Raw genomic sequence first — 21,594 nt, forward strand, 5'->3', positions numbered from 1 at the left:
GATTACCCTAGAGGATTGCGGTGCGGCAAGCTCGGTCCTCACGGAAGAGCGAGTCGGCCTTTTGGCTGTCGAACGGGGTGAAATGGCCCAAATTTTCATAAACTATCGCAGAGAGGGTGGCGCGTATGCCGCAGCCCTGCTCGACGAGTTACTTTCCGGCCGCTTCGGACGGGAGGCGGTGTTCCGCGCGGCAAGATCCATCGCTCCGGGGTCGGACTACTCGGAATCCATCCTCGAGGCCGCAGGCAGCTGTGCAGTTATGCTCACAGTCGTGGATTCCGGTTGGCAGGAGAAATTCATCTCGGGGCGATCTGGTCGGCCTATTATGCACGACTGGGTCGTGAGAGAAATTGAAGAGGCATTCAAGCGTGGGGCAAGGGTGATTCCCGTCTTGCTGTCGGGAGTCGATCGCCTGAATGAAGCACACCTGCCTGAAAGTTTGACCCGTGTGGCGAGGTTGCAGTACCTGAGATTCGACTATCGAAATATTCGGCAGGATATCGACTTCATCGCCGAGCAGCTCGTCAGAGTCTGTCCTGAAATTCGAGGAAGTCAGGAAAACGGCAACTGACACATGTGCCGATACCCAAGGCTTGCCCTGGCCCTGCCTGCAAGCTCCGACGCGCGACGTATAGGCATGCGCCTGTAAAAACGCGAAAACCCCGGCCTCAGTGTTTCCACTGATGTCGGGGTCTTCAGGCACCTCATACTGGGTGCCCCCGGCAGGATTCGAACCTGCGCACACGGCTCCGGAGGCCGTTGCTCTATCCCCTGAGCTACGGGGGCGTGTCGGGTGCGCTCTGTGCGCGGCGACGGGTAGAACACTACCAGCTCCAGGGGGGTGGTCATGAACGTTTTGGTGGGGGCGGGGGCGTCCACGGGGGAGCGGGGGGTCCCCCGGACGGGGTGGAAGTGGGGAAAACCCGGACGCGGTGGCCGGGGGCGACCTACTCTCGAGTTGTGCCAGGGGCTTCCGGCCGGGTGCTTGTTGTGGACGACAACAAGGTCATCCGGCAGCTGATCAGGGTCAATCTCGAGCTAGAGGGTCTCGAGGTCGTGACCGCGGCCGACGGTGCCGAGTGTCTGGATGTCGTCCATCAGGTGCGGCCCGATGTGATCACGCTCGACGTCGTCATGCCCCGGCTCGACGGGCTCACGACCGCCGCGCGACTCCGTGCCGACCCCCGTACCCGTGATCTTCCGCTCGCCATCGTCAGTGCCTGCTCCCGGGGTGAGGTCGAGGCCGGTGTCGACGCCGGCGTCGATGCCTTCCTCTCCAAGCCCTTCGAGCCGTCCGAACTCGTGCGGGTCGTGCTCCAGTTGGTCCATGGGCGGGGGAGAGGGCAGCAGCCCGGCAGCGCCGGGGACGAGGGGGCCGGGCCCGGCGGCGCGGACGGGGACGCCGAGCGTGCCGGGCGTCGGCGTAGTTAGGACGAGGACGAGGAGCAGGGGGCGCGCCGTCGTTCGGTTCCCGACCGTGCGGTCCTCGCCGTCCGCCCCTTGAGCTGGAAGCGGGGTACTTCGTCCCCCTTCCGCCCCTGCATGACCATTCCGGCGTCCACATCGCGATACCCCGCGCAAACCGGCTCGCCTACCCACCCCCCTCCTCCCCTACGCTTGTCCCGTGACCCCCGTCGAGCTCTCCCACACCGTGTTGCACGCGGTGCGTCGTGCTGTCGACGCGGGGGAGCTGAGCGTGAGCGTCCCGGAGCGGGTTGTCGTCAAGCCGCCGGGGCCGGGCGGGTGCGGGGACTACGCCACCACCGTCGCGCTCCAGCTCGCCCGGCCCGCCGGACAGAGCGCCCTGCGCGTCGCCGGAGTGCTGCGCGACCGGCTCGTCCTCGTCGACGGCATCCGGGACGTCTCCGTGACCGGGCCCGGGTTCCTCAACATCAGCCTCCGTGAGGACCGGGCCGACGCCGCCTCCGTCCGCCTCGTGTCCGACATCCTCCGCAGCGGTGAGCGGTACGGGTACGGGGACGACAGCGGCGCCGGGTCCCCCCGTGTCCTGCTGCGCTGCGCCGCCGAGCCGCGCGCCCTCGCCGTCGGTGACGTGCTGGTCCGGCTGCTGGCGGCCCAGGGGACCCGAGCCCGCATCGAGATCGCGGGTGAGGGGAAGGGCGAGGGCGAGCGCGAGGGCGAGGGCCAGAGTGATCGGCGGGGCTCCGCCCCGGACGCCGACGACCGCGTCATCGACGTACGCCCCCTCCCCGTCGCCCCCGACGACCGCGACGCGCTCCTCTTGCTCGGGCACGACGCCGGGCGCTGGGCGCTGCTGTATCCCGCCGGGCGTGACCGGGTCCGGGCCGGGGACGAGCACCTCGCACAGCGCGAGAGCAACCCGCTCTTTCGGGTGCGTTACGCCCACGCCCGCACCCGCGCCCTCCTGCGCAACGCCGCCGACCTCGGCTTCGCCCCCGCACCCGGACACATCGACTCCATCGGGCACCCCGCCGCAACCGGGCGCACCCGCACGACGGACCCCCTCCTCACCGCCCTCGCCGACCACCCCCGCGTCCTCGCCCAGGCCGCCGCGCACCGGGCCCCCGACCGGCTGGCCCGGCAGCTCGTGGCCGTCGCCGACGGGCTGTGGCCGCTGCTGCCGACGGTGCTGCCGGTCGGGGAGGAGAAACCCTCGGCCGCCCACCGTGCCCGGCTCGCCCTCGCCGAAGCCGCCGGGACGGTGCTGGCCGGTGGCCTGTCCCTGCTCGGCATCGACGCACCCGATCACCTCTGAGCAGCCAGAGAAGTCTGAGTAGCCAGAGAAGTCAGAGAAGCCAGAGAGAACTGACCGCCATGAGCCGTTCCGCACACCCCGCCGGGCCCCGTCACGCCGATGTCCTGTCCGAGGGGCACTACGCCGCCCCGCCGGCCGATCTCAACAGCCTCGACCCCAAGGTCTGGGCGCAGACCGTCACGCGGGACGCGGACGGGGTGGTGACCGTCGGCGGAGTGCCCGTCACGCGGCTCGCCGAGGAGTTCGGCACGCCCGCCTACGTACTCGACGAGGCCGACTTCCGGGCGCGGGCGCGCGCCTGGCGCACCGCGTTCGGGCAGGACGCCGACGTGTTCTACGCGGGGAAGGCGTTCCTGTCGCGGGCCGTGGTGCGCTGGCTGGCGGAGGAAGGGCTGAACCTCGACGTCTGCTCCGGCACCGAGCTGGCCACCGCCCTGTCCGCGGGGATGCCGGCGGACCGGATCGCCTTCCACGGGAACAACAAGTCCGCGGCGGAGATCGAGCGGGCCGTGGGCGCCGGGGTCGGGCGGATCGTGCTCGACTCGTTCCAGGAGATCGTGCGGGTCGCGCACATCGCGCAGTCGCTGGGCAGGCGGCAGCGGGTGCAGATCCGTATCACCGTGGGGGTCGAGGCGCACACCCACGAGTTCATCGCCACCGCGCACGAGGACCAGAAGTTCGGCATCCCGCTCGCCGGGGGGCAGGCCGCCGAGGCGGTGCGGCGGGCGCTGAAGCTCGACGGGCTCGAACTGATCGGGATCCACAGCCACATCGGCTCGCAGATCTTCGACATGTCCGGCTTCGAGGTCGCCGCGCACCGCGTGGTCGGGCTGCTCCGGGAGATCCGCGACGAGCACGGGGTGGAGCTGCCCGAGATCGACCTCGGCGGCGGTCTCGGCATCGCGTACACCAGTGACGACGACCCGCGCGAGCCGCACGAGATCGCCAAGGCGCTCAGCGAGATCGTCACCCGCGAGTGCGAGGCCGCGCGGCTGCGCACCCCCCGGATCTCCGTCGAGCCGGGCCGCGCCATCGTCGGCCCGACCGCCTTCACCCTCTACGAGGTCGGCACGATCAAGCCGCTGGAGGGGCTGCGCACCTATGTGTCCGTCGACGGCGGCATGTCCGACAACATCCGTACGGCGCTGTACGACGCGGAGTACAGCGTCGCCCTCGTGTCGCGGACGAGCGACGCCGAGCCCCTGCTGGTCCGGGTCGTCGGCAAGCACTGCGAGAGCGGGGACATCGTGGTCAAGGACGCGTTCCTGCCGGCCGACCTCGCGCCCGGCGACCTGATCGCCGTGCCCGCCACCGGCGCGTACTGCCGCTCGATGGCCAGCAACTACAACCACGCCCTGCGCCCGCCGGTGCTCGCCGTCCGGGACGGCGCGGCCTGGGTCATCGTCCGCCGGGAGACGGAGGACGACCTCCTCCGCCTCGACGTGGGATGAGCCGCCCGCGCGGGTGCGCCGAGTTCCGTCGGCCGGGGAAGGCGCCGGAAGATCTCCGTCGTCCGGCCGCGCGAAAATGAAATATACGTCTCATGATTCGGACAAATGGCAGAAACTCCGGTCCGGTGAGTGAGACTGGTCCAACCGTAGACGGTATGAGGAAACGAGGTCGGATGATGCGTACGCGTCCGCTGAAGGTGGCGCTGCTGGGCTGTGGGGTTGTCGGCTCAGAGGTGGCGCGCATCATGACGACGCACGCCGACGACCTCACGGCCCGGATCGGGGCCCCGGTGGAGCTGGCCGGGGTCGCCGTCCGGCGCCCCTCCAAGGTGCGCGAGGGCATCGATCCCGCCCTCATCACCACCGACGCCACCGCCCTCGTCAAACGCGGCGACATCGACGTGGTCATCGAGGTCATCGGCGGGATCGAGCCCGCCCGCTCCCTGATCACCACCGCGTTCGAGCACGGCGCCTCCGTGGTCTCCGCGAACAAGGCCCTCCTCGCCCAGGACGGCGCCGCGCTGCACGCCGCCGCCGAGGCGCACGGCCGCGACCTGTACTACGAGGCCGCCGTCGCCGGTGCCATCCCGCTGATCCGCCCGCTGCGCGAGTCCCTCGCCGGGGACAAGGTCAACCGGGTGCTCGGCATCGTCAACGGCACCACGAACTTCATCCTCGACAAGATGGACTCGACGGGCGCCGGCTACCAGGAGGCCCTGGACGAGGCGACCGCGCTCGGCTACGCGGAGGCCGACCCGACCGCCGACGTCGAGGGCTTCGACGCCGCGGCCAAGGCCGCCATCCTCGCCGGGATCGCCTTCCACACGCGCGTACGGCTCGACGACGTGTACCGCGAGGGCATGACCGAGGTCACCGCCGCCGACTTCGCCTCCGCCAAGGAGATGGGCTGCACCATCAAGCTGCTCGCCATCTGCGAGCGGGCGGCCGACGGCGGCTCCGTCACCGCGCGCGTGCACCCCGCGATGATCCCGCTCAGCCACCCGCTGGCCTCGGTGCGCGGCGCGTACAACGCGGTGTTCGTCGAGTCGGAGGCCGCCGGGCAGCTGATGTTCTACGGGCCCGGCGCGGGCGGCGCGCCCACCGCGTCCGCGGTCCTCGGCGACCTCGTCGCCGTCTGCCGCAACCTGCGCGGCGGGGCCACCGGGCCCGGCGAGTCCGCGTACGCCGCGCTGCCGGTCTCGCCGATGGGCGACGTCGTCACGCGGTACCACATCAGCCTGGACGTCGCCGACAAACCGGGCGTCCTCGCCCAGGTCGCCACCGTGTTCGCCGAGCACGGGGTGTCGATCGACACCGTCCGGCAGCAGGGAAGAAATCAAAGCAGCGGCGACGCAGTCGCCGTCGTTCAGGGCGGTGGTGGGCGACGGGAGGGCGGCGAGGCGTCCCTCGTCGTCGTCACTCATCGAGCGTCCGACGCCGCCCTCACCGGCACCGTCGCGGCGCTGCGCAGCCTCGACACCGTGCGGGGCGTCGCCAGCATCATGCGGGTTGAAGGAGAGTAACCAGCAATGACCCACCAGTGGCGCGGAATCATCGAGGAGTACCGGGACCGGCTGCCGGTGTCCGGGAGCACGCCGGTCGTGACGCTCCGCGAGGGCGGTACGCCGCTCGTGCCCGCGCAGGTGCTCTCCGAGCGCACCGGCTGCGAGGTGCACCTCAAGGTCGAGGGCGCGAACCCGACCGGGTCCTTCAAGGACCGCGGCATGACCATGGCCATCTCCAAGGCGAAGGAGGAGGGCGCCAAGGCGGTCATCTGCGCCTCCACCGGCAACACCTCCGCCTCCGCCGCCGCGTACGCGGTGCGGGCGCAGATGGTCTCCGCCGTGCTCGTGCCCCAGGGCAAGATCGCGCTCGGCAAGATGGGCCAGGCGCTGGTGCACGGCGCCCAGATCCTCCAGGTCGACGGCAACTTCGACGACTGCCTGACGCTGGCCCGCGAGCTGAGCGACAACTACCCGGTGGCGCTGGTCAATTCGGTCAACCCGGTACGTATCGAGGGGCAGAAGACCGCCGCCTTCGAGATCGTCGACATGCTCGGCGACGCCCCCGACATCCATGTCCTGCCGGTCGGCAACGCGGGCAACATCACCGCGTACTGGAAGGGCTACCGGGAGTACGCCGCCGACAAGGTCTCGACGAAAACCCCGCGCATGTGGGGCTTCCAGGCGTCCGGCAGCGCGCCGATCGTGCGCGGCGAGGTCGTCAAGGACCCCTCCACGATCGCCACCGCCATCCGGATCGGCAACCCGGCCTCCTGGTCGTACGCGCTGGCCGCGCGCGACGAGTCCGGCGGCGCCATCGACGAGGTGACGGACCGTGAGATCCTGCGCGCCTACCGGCTGTTGGCGGCGCAGGAGGGCGTCTTCGTGGAGCCCGCGTCCGCCGCGTCCGTCGCCGGTCTGCTGAAGGCCGCCGAGCAGGGCAAGGTGGACCCGGGGCAGCGGATCGTCTGCACGGTCACCGGCAACGGGCTCAAGGACCCGGACTGGGCCGTCGCCGGCGCCCCGCAGCCGGTCACCGTCCCGGTCGACGCGGCCACGGCCGCCGAGCGGCTGGGCCTCGCCTGATCCTCGGGCCTGCCCTGCCCGTCCTGCCCGCCCCGCCCGGCCTCCGGGCGCGGTGGCGGGCGGCCCGCGCGGCGTACGCGCCGCGCGGGCGGCACGCGGGGCCTGCGGGGGAGGTGTGCGCGGTACGTGCGCGGGTCCGCCCGGCCGCCCTCGGGCGCCCGGCGCGGGTGACGCCCGCCCCTGCCGGGCCGCGCAACCTCGCGACCTCCCGGCGCGTCCTCACCCGGGAACCCCTGGCAGGGGGCACGGGAAGGCTCGCGACACGCATCGTGCGCCTCCTGTGCGCCCTATGTCGCCACTGAACCTTCCTTCGATAGGCTGTGAGGAACCCGCCCACCGCATATGCCCTCGCATGACGCGGTGCCGCGCCGTTCCCCGCGGCCCCGAGGGTCCTTCGTGTCCGCCTCGTGTCCGTCTCGTGTCCGTCGAATCGCGGTCGAATGTCACTCGACCAGCACGCAGCTCAAGGAGAGTCAACGAGCGATGGCCGGTCCAGCGTTCCGCGCCGCCGCCGTCCGGGTGCGCGTCCCCGCCACCAGCGCCAACCTCGGGCCGGGCTTCGACGCCCTCGGCCTCGCGCTGGGGCTCTACGACGACGTCGTGGTGCGGGTGGCCGACTCCGGACTGCACATCGACATCGCGGGCGAGGGCGGCGAGACCCTGCCCCGGGACGAGAAACACCTGCTCGTACGGTCGCTGCGCACCGCCTTCGACGTGCTCGGCGGGCAGCCGCGCGGCCTGGAGATCGTCTGCGCCAACCGCATCCCGCACGGCCGCGGCCTGGGCTCCTCCTCCGCCGCCATCTGCGCCGGCATCGTCGCCGCCCGCGCCGTGACCATAGGCGGCGAGGCCCGCCTCGACAACGCGGCGCTGCTGGAACTGGCCACCGAGATCGAGGGCCACCCGGACAACGTGGCGGCCTGTCTGCTCGGCGGGTTCACCCTGTCCTGGATGGAGTCCGGCGCCGCCCGCGCGATCAGGATGGAGCCCTCCGATTCCATCGTTCCGGTGGTTTTCGTGCCCGCGAAACCTGTCCTGACCGAGACCGCGCGCGGCCTGCTGCCGCGCACCGTGCCGCATGTCGACGCGGCCGTCAACGCGGGCCGTGCCGCCCTGCTCGTGGAGGCCCTGACCCGGCGCCCCGAGCTGCTGCTGCCCGCCACCGAGGACCGCCTCCACCAGGAGTACCGCGCGCCGGCCATGCCGGAGAGCACGGCGCTGGTGGAGCGGCTGCGCGGGGACGGCGTCCCCGCGGTCATCTCCGGCGCCGGGCCCACGGTCATGGCGATGGCCGACGTGGACACCGCCGACAAGGTGGAACGCCTGGCGGGCACGGGCTGGGCCGCCAACCGGCTGAGTCTCGACCTGACCGGCGCCTGCGTGCTCCCGCTGGCGGGCTGACACGCGATTGCCGGATGTGGAGAGGGGGAATGTTTGTTGGATCCGGTAGTGTTAATCTCAAGTCTGCACCCGACCCCACCATGGCGAGGTGCTTCGTGTCCCCGTTCGGGACCAACCTTCTTCCGGGAGCTCCCCAAGCCACTCTGTGTTCCGTACGCCGTACCCGGGCAGTACGCCGTACGCGGACGCTGAGCGGTCCACAGGGCACGCTCCGGAAACGGTGCTACCACGCCACGTGACGCCGTGACACCAGGTGCCACGTCCTGTCGCGGCAGCGCCACTCACCTGATATCTCTTCCGCCGCTTTGGCGGACCACCGCCCCGGCACGGTCCACACAGCAAGGACCGAAGCCGGACAGCACAACCGGTCGCCGAGCCAGACAGGCCGACGTCCGCTCCAGGGAAGGACCCTTCGTGAGCGACACCACCGATCTGATGGGCGCACGTGTCGAGGAGACCGCTGCCGCGCCCGCCACGGACGCCTCCGCGCCTGCCACCGGTGCCGGCTCCCGGCGTCGCCGTGGCACCGGCCTCGAGGCAATGGTGCTGGCCGAGCTTCAGCAGGTCGCCTCGGGCCTCGGCATCAGGGGCACCGCGCGGATGCGCAAGAGCCAGCTGATCGAGGTCATCAAGGAGGCGCAGGCCCAGGGGGGCGCCCCCGCGAAGGCCGCGCCCGCCGCCGGTGAGGCCACCGAGACCAAGCCGAAGCGCCGCGCGACCTCCCGTACCCGTACGGGCGACGACAGCGCCGCCGCGGGCAAGAAGGCCGCCGAGGCGCCCGCCGAGAAGGCCGTGGCCCAGCAGCAGATCGAGATTCCCGGCCAGCCGGCCGGGGGCCCCGCCCTGGTCGAGCGAAGCCGAGAGCTTGGGGGAGACGACGCCCCGGCCGAGCGCCGCCGCCGCCGTGCCACCGCCGAGGCGGGCAGCCCGGAGACGGTCACCGCCGAGGCGAAGAGCGAGCCGAAGGCCGACGCCAAGGCCGACGCCTCCGCCCAGCAGTCGCAGCAGGCCCAGGGCCAGCAGGGCGACGCCAAGGGCGACGCGGGCGACGGCGGCGAGAACCGCCGCCGCGACCGCCGTGAGCGCGGCCGTGACCGTGACCGCGACCGTGACCGTGACCGGCGCAAGGGCGACGACCAGCAGGGCCAGCGCCAGCAGGGCCAGCAGCAGGGCGGCGGCCGCCAGGACCGGCAGGAGCGCCAGGACCGTCAGGACCGTCAGGACCGGAACAACGGCCCGCAGGACGACGACGACTTCGAGGGCGGCCGTCGCGGCCGTCGCGGCCGCTACCGCGACCGCCGTGGCCGTCGCGGGCGCGACGAGGTGCAGGAGCCGCAGATCGCCGAGGACGACGTCCTGATCCCGGTCGCGGGCATCCTGGACATCCTCGACAACTACGCGTTCATCCGGACCTCCGGCTACCTGCCCGGCCCGAACGACGTGTACGTCTCCCTCGCCCAGGTCCGCAAGAACGGTCTGCGCAAGGGCGACCACGTCACCGGTGCCGTGCGCCAGCCCAAGGACGGCGAGCGCCGCGAGAAGTTCAACGCGCTGGTCCGCCTCGACTCCGTCAACGGCATGGCGCCCGAACACGGCCGCGGCCGCCCGGAGTTCAACAAGCTGACCCCGCTCTACCCGCAGGACCGGCTCCGCCTGGAGACCGAGGCGGGCGTGCTGACGACCCGGATCATCGACCTGGTGTCGCCGATCGGCAAGGGCCAGCGCGGTCTGATCGTGGCCCCGCCGAAGACCGGCAAGACCATGATCATGCAGGCGGTCGCCAACGCGATCACGCACAACAACCCCGAGTGCCACCTGATGGTCGTCCTCGTCGACGAGCGTCCGGAAGAGGTCACCGACATGCAGCGGTCGGTGAAGGGCGAGGTCATCTCCTCGACCTTCGACCGCCCGGCCGAGGACCACACCACGGTCGCCGAGCTGGCCATCGAGCGCGCCAAGCGCCTGGTGGAGCTGGGTCACGACGTGGTCGTGCTGCTGGACTCGATCACCCGCCTGGGCCGTGCGTACAACCTCGCCGCCCCGGCGTCGGGCCGCATCCTCTCCGGTGGTGTCGACTCGACCGCGCTGTACCCGCCCAAGCGCTTCTTCGGCGCCGCGCGCAACATCGAGGACGGCGGTTCGCTGACCATCCTCGCCACCGCGCTGGTGGACACCGGGTCCCGCATGGACGAGGTGATCTTCGAGGAGTTCAAGGGCACCGGCAACATGGAGCTCAAGCTCGACCGGAAGCTCGCCGACAAGCGCATCTTCCCGGCGGTGGACGTGGACGCGTCCGGCACCCGCAAGGAGGAGATCCTGCTGAACTCCGAGGAGCTGGGCATCGTCTGGAAGCTGCGCCGGGTGCTGCACGCGCTCGACCAGCAGCAGGCGATCGAGCTGCTCCTCGACAAGATGAAGCAGACCAAGTCGAACGTCGAGTTCCTGATGCAGATCCAGAAGACGACGCCGACCCCTGGCAACGGCGACTGATCCGCGTCCGCCGCGACCGACGACGAAGGGCCGCTCCCCGCGAGGGGGCGGCCCTTCGCCGTGCCGCGAGGGGCCGCGCCCGCCCTCGGCGCCGCGCCCCCGCATTCCGGGCTGCGCCCCGTTCTCGGGCTGCGCCGAGCTTTCCTGAGCCGGGGCGGCGCCCGCCCGTGGCGAAACCCCCAGGTCAGGCCGATGGCCCTGGCCACGCGCGCGGGGCCGGGAGTCAGGTGCGCGGGCCGGGTGTGCGGGCCATGGGCGGGACCCGAGGCGCCGGCCGGAACCGGAAGCCGGGCACAGCTGGAGGTCGGGTACGGTCCGGATCCGCAAGCCGGGCACAGGCCGGGAAGCAGGGATCCTGGTGCCCGCCGGGCCTGCGTGCCGCGGCGGCCGGGGGACGAGCAAGGGTGCGCGTCCCGCCCTCAGCCCTCGCCGGGCCGCGCCCAGACCCGCCCCGCGCCCCGACCGCGCGCCGCCCCCGGAGGCCCCGCCCCCCCCAGAGGACCCTCACCCCCCGAGAACCCTCCCCCAGAAGCCCCCGGCCCCGAGACCTTCCCCACAACTCCAGGTGCAACCTTTGCCCCGGCTATCTCGTCTGACCGGGAAGAGCGACGATGGTGCGGTACGGGCTCATTCGGCCGGGCCGGGCCTGACCCTGGCGACGAGGGGTAACCGACCCGAGACGAGAGCTGAGGAGCACATGTCCGCCCAGAGCACGCCGGGCCCCGGTATACCGGGGAAGAAACCCGGGACCGACAGCCCCCGCCGCAAGGGCGCCGGAGGCCGCCGCCGCAAGCCGCCCGCGGGGCGCCGCAGGGGGCTGCTGGTCGCGGCCTGGACGACCGCGGGGATCGTGGTGCTCGGCGGCACCGGCGCCGGCTATCTGTACCTCAAGCTCAACGGCAACCTGAAGACGGTCGACATCAACCAGGCCCTCGGCGCCGACCGGCCCTCCAAGGCCGACAACGGCTCGGAGAACATCCTGGTCCTCGGCTCGGACACCCGCGCGGGCGGCAACAAGAAGCTGGGCGGCGGTACGGACGACGGCAGCGCCCGCTCGGACACCGCGATGATCGTGCACGTGTACGAGGGCCACAAACGGGCCAGCGTGGTCTCCATACCCCGCGACACCCTCGTGGACCGCCCCGAGTGCACCGACACCCGGGGCACCACGCACCCGGCCGCACACCGTGCGATGTTCAACGAGTCGTACGGCACCGGCGGCGCCGCCTGCGCGGTGAAGACCGTGGAGTCGCTGACCGGGCTGCGGATGGACCACTACCTGGAGGTCGACTTCAGCGGCTTCCAGAAGCTCATCGACGACCTCGGCGGGGTCCGGGTCACCACCACGAAGGCCATCGACGACCCCAACAGCCACCTGAAGCTCACCGCGGGCACCCACACCCTCGACGGGCGGCAGGCGCTCGGTCTGGTCCGCACCCGGCACGGCGTCGGCGACGGCTCCGACCTGGGCCGCATCCAGCTCCAGCAGGCGTTCGTGAAGGCGCTGATCGACCAGGTCAAGCACGTCGGGGTCTTCACCAGCCCCAAGAAGCTCTACGACCTCGCCGACACCGCGACCAAGGCGGTCACCGCCGACTCCGACCTCGGCTCGGTGAACTCGCTGATCTCCTTCGCCGACGGCCTCAAGGGCATCAGCTCCAGCCGTATGACGATGGTCACCATGCCGGTGCGGTACGACCCGGCCGACCCCAACCGCGTGATCATCGAGGAGAGCAAGGCCCAGCAGGTCTGGACGGCCCTCAAGGCCGACCGGCCGATCCCCCGCGCGGCCACCGAGGGCACGGCGACGGGCGAGGCCAAGGGCGTCGTCAGCGGCTCCTGAGCACCGCCCCCGCCGTCGGCGGCGGGCCGCCTCCGCCGCCGGGAACAAATGGCCGCACCCCCCGGTTTGGGGAGAAGGCACCAGTCCTGGCAGACTGGTACGTCGGCTCCGGTTCACGCCCCCCGCACCCCGCGGCGGCGACCCGGCGCCCTCCCGAACATAGGAGACACCTTGAAGCGCGACATCCACCCCGAGTACGTCGAGACGCAGGTCAGCTGCACCTGCGGCGCGTCGTTCACGACCCGCAGCACCATCGACTCCGGCACCATCCGGGCCGAGGTCTGCTCCGAGTGCCACCCGTTCTACACGGGCAAGCAGAAGATCCTCGACACCGGTGGCCGTGTGGCCCGCTTCGAGGCCCGCTTCGGCAAGGCTGCCGCCGGCTCCAAGAAGTAGCGAGCCCCAATCCGCCGGTCCACGGCCGCGCCCCCTCACCGGGGTGCGCCCGGGACCGGCGTTTTTGGTCGCCCGCCCTTCCCCTCCCCACGCAGTAGCAGGAGCCCAAGATGTTCGAGGCCGTCGAGGAGCTCGTCGTCGAGCACGCCGACCTGGAGAAGAAGCTCGCCGACCCGTCGGTCCACGCCGACCAGGCGAACGCGCGCAAGCTCAACAAGCGTTACGCCGAGCTGACGCCCATCGTCGCCACGTACCGCTCCTGGAAGCAGACCGGCGACGACATCGAGACCGCGCGCGAACTGGCCGCCGACGACCCGGACTTCGCCGCCGAGGTCAAGGAGCTGGACAAGCAGCGCGAGGCACTGACCGAGAAGCTGCGCCTGCTGCTCGTGCCGCGCGACCCCAGCGACGACAAGGACGTCATCCTGGAGATCAAGGCCGGTGCGGGCGGCGACGAGTCGGCGCTGTTCGCCGGCGACCTGCTGCGCATGTATCTGCGCTACGCCGAGCGCGTCGGCTGGAAGACCGAGATCATCGACGCCACCGAGTCCGAGCTGGGCGGCTACAAGGACGTCCAGGTCGCGGTGAAGACCAAGGGCGGCCAGGGCGCCACCGAGCCCGGCCAGGGCGTGTGGGCCCGGCTGAAGTACGAGGGCGGTGTGCACCGCGTGCAGCGGGTGCCGGCCACCGAGTCCCAGGGCCGTATCCACACCTCGGCGGCGGGTGTCCTGGTGACCCCCGAGGCCGAGGAGGTCGACGTCGAGATCAACCCGAACGACCTGCGCATCGACGTCTACCGCTCCTCGGGGCCGGGCGGCCAGTCCGTCAACACGACCGACTCCGCGGTGCGCATCACGCACCTGCCCACCGGAGTCGTCGCCTCCTGCCAGAACGAGAAGAGCCAGCTCCAGAACAAGGAGCAGGCGATGCGTATCCTGCGCTCCAGGCTGCTCGCCGCGGCGCAGGAGGAGGCGGAGCGGGAGGCCGCGGACGCCCGCCGCAGCCAGGTCCGCACCGTCGACCGCTCCGAGAAGATCCGCACCTACAACTTCCCGGAGAACCGCATCTCGGACCACCGGGTCGGCTTCAAGTCGTACAACCTGGACCAGGTCCTCGACGGCGACCTGGCCGCGGTGATCCAGGCCTGCGTCGACGCGGACTCGGCCGCCAAGCTCGCGGCCGCCTGAGGCACGCCCGGCCGCGGTGCCGCCCGGTGCGCCACGGCAGGGACGTACGGACGTACGGACGAACCACCAAGCACGGAGGACCAGCGTGCAGCAAGAATCCGGGGGGCGACCCCCAGGCCCCCGCAGCGTGCTGCTCGCGGAGGTGGCGCAGGCCACCCAGCGGCTGGCCGACGCCGGTGTGCCCTCGCCGCGCAACGACGCCGAGGAGCTCGCCGCGTTCGTGCACGGCGTCAAGCGCGGCCAGCTGCACACCGTGCAGGACGCCGACTTCGACGCCCGGTACTGGGAGGTCATCGCCCGGCGCGAGCAGCGCGAGCCGCTCCAGCACATCACCGGACGCGCCTACTTCCGCTATCTGGAGCTCCAGGTGGGCCCCGGTGTCTTCGTGCCGAGGCCGGAGACCGAGTCCGTGGTCGGCTGGGCGATAGACGCGGTACGGGCCATGGACGTGGTCGAACCGTGCATCGTCGACCTGTGCACCGGCTCGGGCGCCGTCGCGCTCGCGCTCGCCCAGGAGGTGCCGCGCTCGCGCGTGCACGCCGTGGAGCTGAGCGAGGACGCGCTGACCTGGACCCGCAAGAACGTGCGGGGCTCCCGCGTCGACCTGCGCCAGGGCGACGCGCTGAGCGCCTTCCCCGACCTGGACGGCCAGGTCGACCTGGTCATCTCCAACCCGCCGTACATCCCGCTCACCGAATGGGAGTACGTCGCCCCCGAGGCCCGCGACTACGACCCCGAGCTGGCGTTGTTCTCCGGCGAGGACGGTCTCGACCTGATCCGCGGCATCGAGCGCACCGCGCACCGGCTGCTGCGTCCCGGCGGGGTCGTCGTGATCGAGCACGCCGACACCCAGGGCGGCCAGGTGCCGTGGATCTTCACCGAGGAGCGGGGCTGGGCCGACGCCGCCGACCACCCCGACCTCAACAACCGGCCGCGGTTCGCCACCGCCCGCAAGGCGCTGCCATGAGCCGCGCGCAGCCCACCCCCAGGACGCCAGACCAGCAGTACGTGTACGAGGAGGCCCGCTGACAATGGCACGGCGATACGACACCAACGACGCGACCGACCGCGCGACGGGTCTGCGCGAGGCCGCGTCCGCCGTCCGCCGGGGCGAGCTCGTGGTGCTGCCGACCGACACGGTCTACGGCATCGGCGCCGACGCGTTCTCCTCCGAGGGCGTCAGCGACCTGCTCGCCGCCAAGGGCCGCGGCCGCGCCATGCCCACGCCCGTCCTCATCGGCTCCCCGAACACGCTGCACGGCCTGGTCACGGACTTCTCGGAGATGGCCTGGGAGCTGGTGGACGCGTTCTGGCCCGGCGCCCTCACGCTCATCGCCCGGCACCAGCCGTCCCTCCAGTGGGACCTGGGCGACACCCGGGGCACGGTCGCCGTGCGCATGCCGCTGCACCCGGTCGCCATCGAACTGCTCACCGAGTTCGGCCCGATGGCCGTCTCCTCGGCGAACCTCACCGGCCACCCCGCGCCGGAGACCTGCGACGCCGCGCAGGAGATGCTCGGCGACTCCGTCTCCGTCTACCTGGACGGCGGTCCCACCCCCGGCAACGTTCCGTCGTCCATCGTCGACGTCAGCCGCGAGGTGCCCGTGCTGCTGCGCGCGGGCGCGCTGTCGGCCGAGGAACTGCGCAAGGTGGTACCCGACCTCGAGGTGGCGAATTGACGGCCCCCCGCTTCCCCGAGTCCCCGGTGCCCGTCCCGGCCCCGGCCGTGTCCGGACGGGGCCGTCCCCGCGCACAGGGGGGACCCCCATGCGTGGCATAGGCGTGGCGGACGAGGCGGGGTTCCCGGCGCGGCCGGAACCGGCCCCCGACACCTTCCGCATCCTCCACGTCAGCACCGGCAACGTGTGCCGCTCGCCCATCACCGAGCGGCTGACCCGGCATTTCGTGGCGGACCGGCTGGGCGAGGCGGCCGGCGGCGGGCTGATCGTGGAGAGCGCGGGCACCTGGGGCCATGAGGGCGCGCCCATGGAGACCAACGCCGAGACGGTGCTGGCCGACTTCGGCGCGGACGCCTCCGGCTTCACCGGCCGGGAGCTGCTGGACGAGCATGTGATCCGCGCCGACCTGGTGCTCACCGCGACCCGCGACCACCGGGCGCAGGTCATCTCCATGGGGCACTCGGCCGGGCTGCGCACCTTCACGCTCAAGGAGTTCACCCGCCTGGTGAAGGCGATCGACCCGGCCACGCTGCCGCCGCTGGAGGACGGCGTGGTCGAGCGCGCCCGCGCGCTGGTACGGGCCGCCGCCGCGCTGCGCGGCTGGCTGCTGGCGCCGAGCGTGGAGGCCGACGAGGTCTACGACCCCTACGGCGCCCCGCTGCCGTTCTTCCGCTCGATCGGCGACGAGATACACGAGGCGCTGGACCCGGTCGTGACGGCGCTGACGGGGGTCGCCGCGCGGGCCTGACGGGCCGCACGGGCCCGGCCGGGGCCCGGCGGCGCCCCCGGGCCCCGGCCGTCCCCGCGACGGCTCAGCGGCCGCGCGCAGCGGCCCCGGCGGGCCTACATTGGACGTACGCACTGGACGTACGTCACCGTCGACCGCCCGGAGTCCGCCATGCCGGTCCTGCCCGCCCTGGAGACCGATGTCCTGCGGCGGCAGGACCCGCAGGCGGCCGAGCTCGTGCTGGGCGAGCTGGCCCGGCAGTCCACCACGCTCCAGCTGATCGCGGCGGAGAACTTCACCTCGCCCGCGGTGCTCGCCGCGCTCGGCTCGCCGCTGGCCAACAAGTACGCCGAGGGCTACCCGGGCGCCCGCCACCACGGCGGCTGCGAGATCGTGGACGCCGCCGAGCGGCTCGCGATCGAGCGCGCCAAGGCGCTGTTCGGTGCCGAGCACGCCAATGTCCAGCCGCACTCGGGCTCCTCCGCCGTGCTGGCCGCCTACGCGGCGCTGCTGCGGCCCGGCGACACCGTGCTCGCCCTCGGCCTGCCGGACGGCGGGCACCTCACCCACGGCTCGCCCGCGAACTTCTCCGGCCGCTGGTTCGACTTCGTCGGCTACGGCGTCGACGCCGAGAGCGGCCTCATCGACCACGAGCAGGTGCGCGCCCTGGCCCGTACGCACCGGCCCAAGGCGGTCGTGTGCGGCTCGATCGCCTACCCGCGCCACATCGACCACGCGTTCTTCCGCGAGGTCGCCGACGAGACGGGCGCCTATCTGATCGCCGACGCCGCGCACCCGATCGGCCTGGTGGCCGGGGGAGCGGCGCCCAGCCCGGTGCCGTACGCCGACGTGGTGTGCGCCACCACGCACAAGGTGCTGCGCGGGCCGCGCGGCGGGATGATCCTGTGCGGGAGCGAGCTGGCGGAGCGGGTGGACCGGGCGGTGTTCCCGTTCACCCAGGGCGGCGCCCAGATGCACACCGTCGCGGCGAAGGCGGTGGCGTTCGGCGAGGCGGCGCGGCCGGAATTCGCGGCCTACGCCCACCAGGTGGTCGCCAACGCGCGGGTGCTGGCCGCGTACCTGGCGGCGGAGGGCCTGGCCGTCACCACCGGCGGCACCGACACCCATCTGATCACCATGGACCCGGCGCCGCTCGGCATCGAGGGGCGCACCGCGCGCGGGCGTCTGGCCGCCGCCGGGATGGTCCTGGACTGCTGCGCGCTGCCGCACTCCGGTGCCCGCGGGCTGCGCCTGGGCACGGCGGCGGTGACCACCCAGGGCATGCGGGAGGAGGAGATGGCGCGGATCGCGGTGCTGCTGGGCAAGGTGCTGCGCGGTGAGCTGGACGCGGCGCGGGCCCGGGACGACGTGCGCGCGCTGACCGCCGCGTTCCCGCCGTATCCGTCCTGAACCGGGCGGAAGCGGCCTGGGCGGGCCGGTGCCGGGCAGACGTGAGGAGCGGGTCCGGGCCCGCGCGGCGGCGGGAGTGCAACCAACGTCGCTACCCGGAAGTCCCCATACATATGCTCGCGTCGCTAGGGTGTGAGGCTGAGATGGCCAGCGAGACCTGTGGGGAAGCCTGTGCGTGAATACCTGCTGACGCTCTGCATCACGGCCGCGGTGACGTACCTGCTGACCGGGCCGGTGCGCAAGTTCGCGATCGTGGCGGGGGCGATGCCGGAGATCCGGGCGCGTGACGTGCACCGGGAACCCACTCCGCGGCTCGGCGGTATCGCGATGTTCTTCGGGATGTGCGCCGGACTGCTGGTCGCCGACCACCTCACCAACCTCAACGAGGTCTTCGAGAAGTCGAACGAGCCGCGCGCGCTGCTCTCCGGGGCCGCGCTGATCTGGCTGATCGGTGTCCTGGACGACAAGTTCGAGATCGACGCCCTGATCAAGCTGGGCGGCCAGATGATCGCCGCCGGTGTGATGGTCATGCAGGGTCTGACGATCCTGTGGCTGCCGGTCCCGGGTGTCGGCACGGTCGCGCTGACCCAGTGGCAGGGCACCCTGCTGACGGTGGCGCTGGTCGTCATCACCATCAACGCGGTCAACTTCGTCGACGGCCTGGACGGGCTGGCGGCCGGCATGGTGTGCATCGCCGCCGCCGCGTTCTTCATGTACGCCTACCGGATCTGGTACTCGTACGGCATCGAGGCCGCCGCCCCGGCCACGCTGTTCGCGGCCGTGCTGATGGGCATGTGCCTGGGCTTCCTGCCGCACAACATGCACCCGGCGCGCATCTTCATGGGCGACTCGGGCTCGATGCTGATCGGCCTGGTGCTGGCGGCCGGCGCGATCTCGGTGACCGGGCAGGTCGACCCGGACGTGATGAAGCTGTTCTCGGGGTCCGAGCGCAACGCGGTGCACCAGATGGTGCCGGTCTACATCCCGCTGCTGATGCCGCTGACCATCATCGCGATCCCGGCCTCCGACTTCGTCTTCGCGGTGGTGCGCCGCACCTGGCGCGGCCAGTCGCCGTTCGCCGCGGACCGCGGCCATCTGCACCACCGGCTGCTCCAGATCGGCCACTCGCACAGCCGGGCCGTGCTGATCATGTACTTCTGGGCGGCGCTGATCGGCTTCGGCGCGCTCGGCTACTCGGTCAACTCGGCCTCCATGTGGATCGTGCTGGGCATCGTGCTGCTCAGCTTCTTCGGGCTGGTGCTCCTGCTGCTGCCGCGGTTCACGCCGCGCGCCCCGCGCTGGGCCGAGCAGTTCGTGCCGCCGCGCTACCGCCGCCGCCGGGCGGCGGCCCAGGCCCCGGCCGCCTCGGCGTCCGTCCCGGCCGCCGAGGCGGCCGGGACCGGTGAGGCGCACCCGTCCTCCGGTGCGCAGGAGGCGTCCGTACGTCCGGCGCCGGTCGGTGCCACGGCGGCCCGGGTCAACGGAGCGACCGCCGTGGGACCCCGATCGCGTGTTCTCGACGGACGCAATGCCGGAACGTCACGCTGACGCCCAAGGTAAGAATCTGACTAAAGCGTTGCCTGTTCATGGGTGACCAAAGCGGCCTAATACCAGACACATCGCCCCGGATTTTGCACAGACGGGCAGGGTCACTCTCATGTGTGACAGCCAGCACACCTACTTGGTAAAGACCGCATCAAATAGTTTGTGATACCGTTCACGAGAACCCCGGACAGAGCCGAAGGACCCGGATGCATGGGCCCCTTGGCGATGAGGTTCCTCTCTCGGACCGGGGACTACGCTCGTCCATGACGACACCCTGCCCCCCTGTGAAAGCGGAGTTGCCGCCATGCCGTCCAATGACGTCCGGAACCTACTGCACACCGCCGTGCCCACCGCCGCCGTCGGTGTGGTCGCTGTGGCGGTCAGTGGTGCGGTCGCCGGAGGCAAGGGCGCGATCGGGGCGCTTGTCGGGGTGGTGCTGGCCATCCTCTACATGGGGATCGGTCTCCATGTGCTCCAGTGGACGGCGAAATCGCTTCCGCAGCTCTTCCAGGCCATGGGCCTCATGCTCTATGTCGCCCAACTGCTGCTGCTCTTGATCTTCTTGGCCCTCTTCAAGGGCACCTCGCTGTTCAATGCGAAGGCGTTCGCGTTCTCGCTCGTCGTCGCGACCGTCGTATGGATGGCCGCACAGGCGCGCGCACACATGAAGGCCAAGATCTTCTATGTCGAACCGGACTCCGAGAAGAGCGAGAAGTCCGAGAAGACCGGGTCTTCGTCGTGAGGGGTAGGCCCGGGATAAAGGCGTGCGAGATCTCCTGCTATCGTCCGGTGCCAACTGCGGCATCGCGGGCGCGGGCAGCTGAGCTGACGCCTGCTCGATCGCGGGGCTCGATGCCCGCCGGCCGCCACCACATCCGTCACACCAGTCCGGTGCCGACCCGCGGCTGCCCGCCGCGCCGACACAACGAGGTTGCCGTACCCATGCGCCACGCTGAAGGAGCCCGCGGTGAGTGCTGAACAGACCACGCTCGCCTTCGACTGGAGTTGCCGCGTCTTCGCCGACAACGGCTGCGGCTTTCCGTCGCCCGGCCTCCACTCCTTCCTCTTCAAGCCGATGTTCTCGGTCGGCGGCTACGACTTCGACAAGCCGATGCTGCTCGCCATCATCACCTCGCTCGTGGTGGTCGGCTTCTTCTGGGCGGCCTTCGGCAAGGCCAAGGTGGTGCCCGGCAAGCTCCAGATGGTCGGTGAGGCCGGCTACGACTTCGTGCGCCGCGGCATCGTCTACGAGACGCTCGGCAAGCGCGAGGGCGAGAAGTACGTGCCCTTCATGGTCTCGCTGTTCTTCTTCATCTGGATCATGAACCTGTGGTCGATCATCCCGGTCGCCCAGTTCCCGGTGACGTCGATCATCGCCTACCCGGCCGCCCTCGCCCTGTGCGTGTACGTGACCTGGATGGTCCTGACCTTCAAGAAGCACGGCTTCGCCGGTGGCTTCAAGAACCTCACCGGCTACGACAAGTCGCTCGGCCCGGTGCTGCCGCTCGTCGTGGTCATCGAGTTCTTCTCGAACGTCCTGGTCCGCCCGTTCACCCACGCGGTGCGACTGTTCGCCAACATGTTCGCCGGTCACCTGCTGCTCGTGATGTTCACCGTCGCCAGCTGGTACCTGATGAACAGCTGGCTGATCGCGGCCGGCGCCGTCTCGTTCGTCATGGCGATGGTCATGATCCTGTTCGAGCTCTTCGTCCAGGCCGTCCAGGCGTACGTCTTCGTCCTCCTGGCCTGCTCCTACGTTCAGGGCGCTCTCGCCGAGCACCACTGAGCCACCCCGCACCGCCCCCGTCACAGACGTCCGGTGGCCAACCCCCACCGGTCCTTGAAAGAGAAGGAAGAATCAGCATGGCTGCCACTGAGACCCTTGCCGCCGTCACCGGCTCCATCGCCTCCGTCGGCTACGGCCTCGCCGCCATCGGTCCCGGCATCGGCATCGGCATCATCTTCGGCAACGGCACCCAGGCGCTCGCCCGCCAGCCCGAGGCCGCCGGTCTGATCCGTGCCAACCAGATCCTGGGCTTCGCCTTCTGTGAGGCGCTCGCCCTCATCGGCATCGTCATGCCGTTCGTCTACACCTACAAGTAAACCGCGGCGGACGACCCACCCCATTAGGGAAAGGCAC

At 71.3% G+C, this 21,594-nt stretch carries 19 protein-coding genes and 1 tRNA gene; 19 read left to right on the forward strand and 1 reads right to left on the reverse strand.

Going from position 1 to position 21,594, the window contains the following annotated elements:
- The first annotated feature begins 82 nt into the window (after nucleotides 1-82).
- Nucleotides 83-571, forward strand: a complete 489-nt coding sequence (locus tag B086_RS43480; protein ID WP_078531314.1) for a TIR domain-containing protein — start codon at nucleotides 83-85, stop codon at nucleotides 569-571.
- 143 nt (nucleotides 572-714) lie between these two features.
- Here the strand turns inward: B086_RS43480 and B086_RS0136740 are convergent.
- Nucleotides 715-786 (reverse strand) — tRNA-Arg (locus tag B086_RS0136740).
- A 126-nt stretch (nucleotides 787-912) separates the two neighbouring features.
- Here B086_RS0136740 and B086_RS0136745 point away from each other — a divergent pair.
- From B086_RS0136745 to atpE, 18 genes are all read left to right on the forward strand, one after another.
- A complete protein-coding gene (locus B086_RS0136745) occupies nucleotides 913-1,431 on the forward strand; it encodes a response regulator (RefSeq protein ID WP_078531319.1) in 519 nt (172 codons plus the stop codon).
- Between the two features lie 193 nt (nucleotides 1,432-1,624).
- Nucleotides 1,625-2,737 (forward strand): ArgS-related anticodon-binding protein NrtL, encoded by a 1,113-nt coding sequence (gene nrtL, locus B086_RS0136750; protein ID WP_026253163.1) that lies wholly within the window; start codon nucleotides 1,625-1,627, stop codon nucleotides 2,735-2,737.
- A 59-nt stretch (nucleotides 2,738-2,796) separates the two neighbouring features.
- Nucleotides 2,797-4,188: a diaminopimelate decarboxylase gene (gene lysA / locus B086_RS0136755; RefSeq protein WP_018571441.1), complete on the forward strand. Its 1,392-nt coding sequence runs from the start codon at nucleotides 2,797-2,799 to the stop codon at nucleotides 4,186-4,188.
- A 173-nt stretch (nucleotides 4,189-4,361) separates the two neighbouring features.
- Nucleotides 4,362-5,711 (forward strand): homoserine dehydrogenase, encoded by a 1,350-nt coding sequence (locus tag B086_RS0136760; RefSeq protein WP_018571442.1) that lies wholly within the window; start codon nucleotides 4,362-4,364, stop codon nucleotides 5,709-5,711.
- A gap of 6 nt (nucleotides 5,712-5,717) precedes the next feature.
- Complete coding sequence (gene thrC / locus B086_RS0136765) at nucleotides 5,718-6,776, forward strand: threonine synthase (protein WP_018571443.1); 1,059 nt, start codon at nucleotides 5,718-5,720, stop codon at nucleotides 6,774-6,776.
- Between the two features lie 483 nt (nucleotides 6,777-7,259).
- Nucleotides 7,260-8,177, forward strand: coding sequence for a homoserine kinase (gene thrB, locus B086_RS0136770; protein WP_018571444.1), 918 nt, complete (start codon nucleotides 7,260-7,262; stop codon nucleotides 8,175-8,177).
- A 414-nt stretch (nucleotides 8,178-8,591) separates the two neighbouring features.
- Nucleotides 8,592-10,667 (forward strand): transcription termination factor Rho, encoded by a 2,076-nt coding sequence (gene rho / locus B086_RS0136775; protein WP_018571445.1) that lies wholly within the window; start codon nucleotides 8,592-8,594, stop codon nucleotides 10,665-10,667.
- A 697-nt stretch (nucleotides 10,668-11,364) separates the two neighbouring features.
- Nucleotides 11,365-12,510, forward strand: a complete 1,146-nt coding sequence (locus B086_RS0136780; RefSeq protein WP_018571446.1) for an LCP family protein — start codon at nucleotides 11,365-11,367, stop codon at nucleotides 12,508-12,510.
- A gap of 171 nt (nucleotides 12,511-12,681) precedes the next feature.
- Nucleotides 12,682-12,906, forward strand: coding sequence for a 50S ribosomal protein L31 (rpmE, locus tag B086_RS0136785; protein WP_018571447.1), 225 nt, complete (start codon nucleotides 12,682-12,684; stop codon nucleotides 12,904-12,906).
- Between the two features lie 110 nt (nucleotides 12,907-13,016).
- Nucleotides 13,017-14,093, forward strand: a complete 1,077-nt coding sequence (gene prfA / locus B086_RS0136790; protein ID WP_018571448.1) for a peptide chain release factor 1 — start codon at nucleotides 13,017-13,019, stop codon at nucleotides 14,091-14,093.
- A gap of 127 nt (nucleotides 14,094-14,220) precedes the next feature.
- The gene (gene prmC / locus B086_RS0136795; RefSeq protein ID WP_018571449.1) at nucleotides 14,221-15,060 is read left to right on the forward strand and encodes a peptide chain release factor N(5)-glutamine methyltransferase; all 840 of its coding nucleotides are present in this window, start codon (nucleotides 14,221-14,223) and stop codon (nucleotides 15,058-15,060) included.
- Nucleotides 15,061-15,124: 64 nt separating this feature from the next.
- Nucleotides 15,125-15,772, forward strand: a complete 648-nt coding sequence (locus tag B086_RS0136800; RefSeq protein ID WP_018571450.1) for an L-threonylcarbamoyladenylate synthase — start codon at nucleotides 15,125-15,127, stop codon at nucleotides 15,770-15,772.
- Nucleotides 15,773-15,860: 88 nt separating this feature from the next.
- Nucleotides 15,861-16,520, forward strand: a complete 660-nt coding sequence (locus B086_RS0136805) for a low molecular weight phosphatase family protein (RefSeq protein ID WP_037874546.1) — start codon at nucleotides 15,861-15,863, stop codon at nucleotides 16,518-16,520.
- 150 nt (nucleotides 16,521-16,670) lie between these two features.
- Nucleotides 16,671-17,909: a serine hydroxymethyltransferase gene (glyA, locus tag B086_RS0136810; protein WP_018571452.1), complete on the forward strand. Its 1,239-nt coding sequence runs from the start codon at nucleotides 16,671-16,673 to the stop codon at nucleotides 17,907-17,909.
- 171 nt (nucleotides 17,910-18,080) lie between these two features.
- Nucleotides 18,081-19,457: an MraY family glycosyltransferase gene (locus B086_RS0136815; RefSeq protein WP_018571453.1), complete on the forward strand. Its 1,377-nt coding sequence runs from the start codon at nucleotides 18,081-18,083 to the stop codon at nucleotides 19,455-19,457.
- A gap of 301 nt (nucleotides 19,458-19,758) precedes the next feature.
- On the forward strand, nucleotides 19,759-20,196 hold the full coding sequence (locus B086_RS0136820) for a hypothetical protein (protein ID WP_018571454.1): 438 nt from the start codon (nucleotides 19,759-19,761) through the stop codon (nucleotides 20,194-20,196).
- A 225-nt stretch (nucleotides 20,197-20,421) separates the two neighbouring features.
- A complete protein-coding gene (gene atpB, locus B086_RS0136825; RefSeq protein WP_018571455.1) occupies nucleotides 20,422-21,240 on the forward strand; it encodes a F0F1 ATP synthase subunit A in 819 nt (272 codons plus the stop codon).
- Between the two features lie 77 nt (nucleotides 21,241-21,317).
- The gene (gene atpE, locus B086_RS0136830) at nucleotides 21,318-21,557 is read left to right on the forward strand and encodes an ATP synthase F0 subunit C (protein ID WP_018571456.1); all 240 of its coding nucleotides are present in this window, start codon (nucleotides 21,318-21,320) and stop codon (nucleotides 21,555-21,557) included.
- The last annotated feature ends 37 nt before the right edge of the window (nucleotides 21,558-21,594 follow it).

Origin of the sequence: Streptomyces sp. PsTaAH-124 (genome assembly GCF_000373685.1) — a bacterium.
Taxonomy (GTDB): Bacteria; Actinomycetota; Actinomycetes; order Streptomycetales; family Streptomycetaceae; genus Streptomyces; species Streptomyces andamanensis.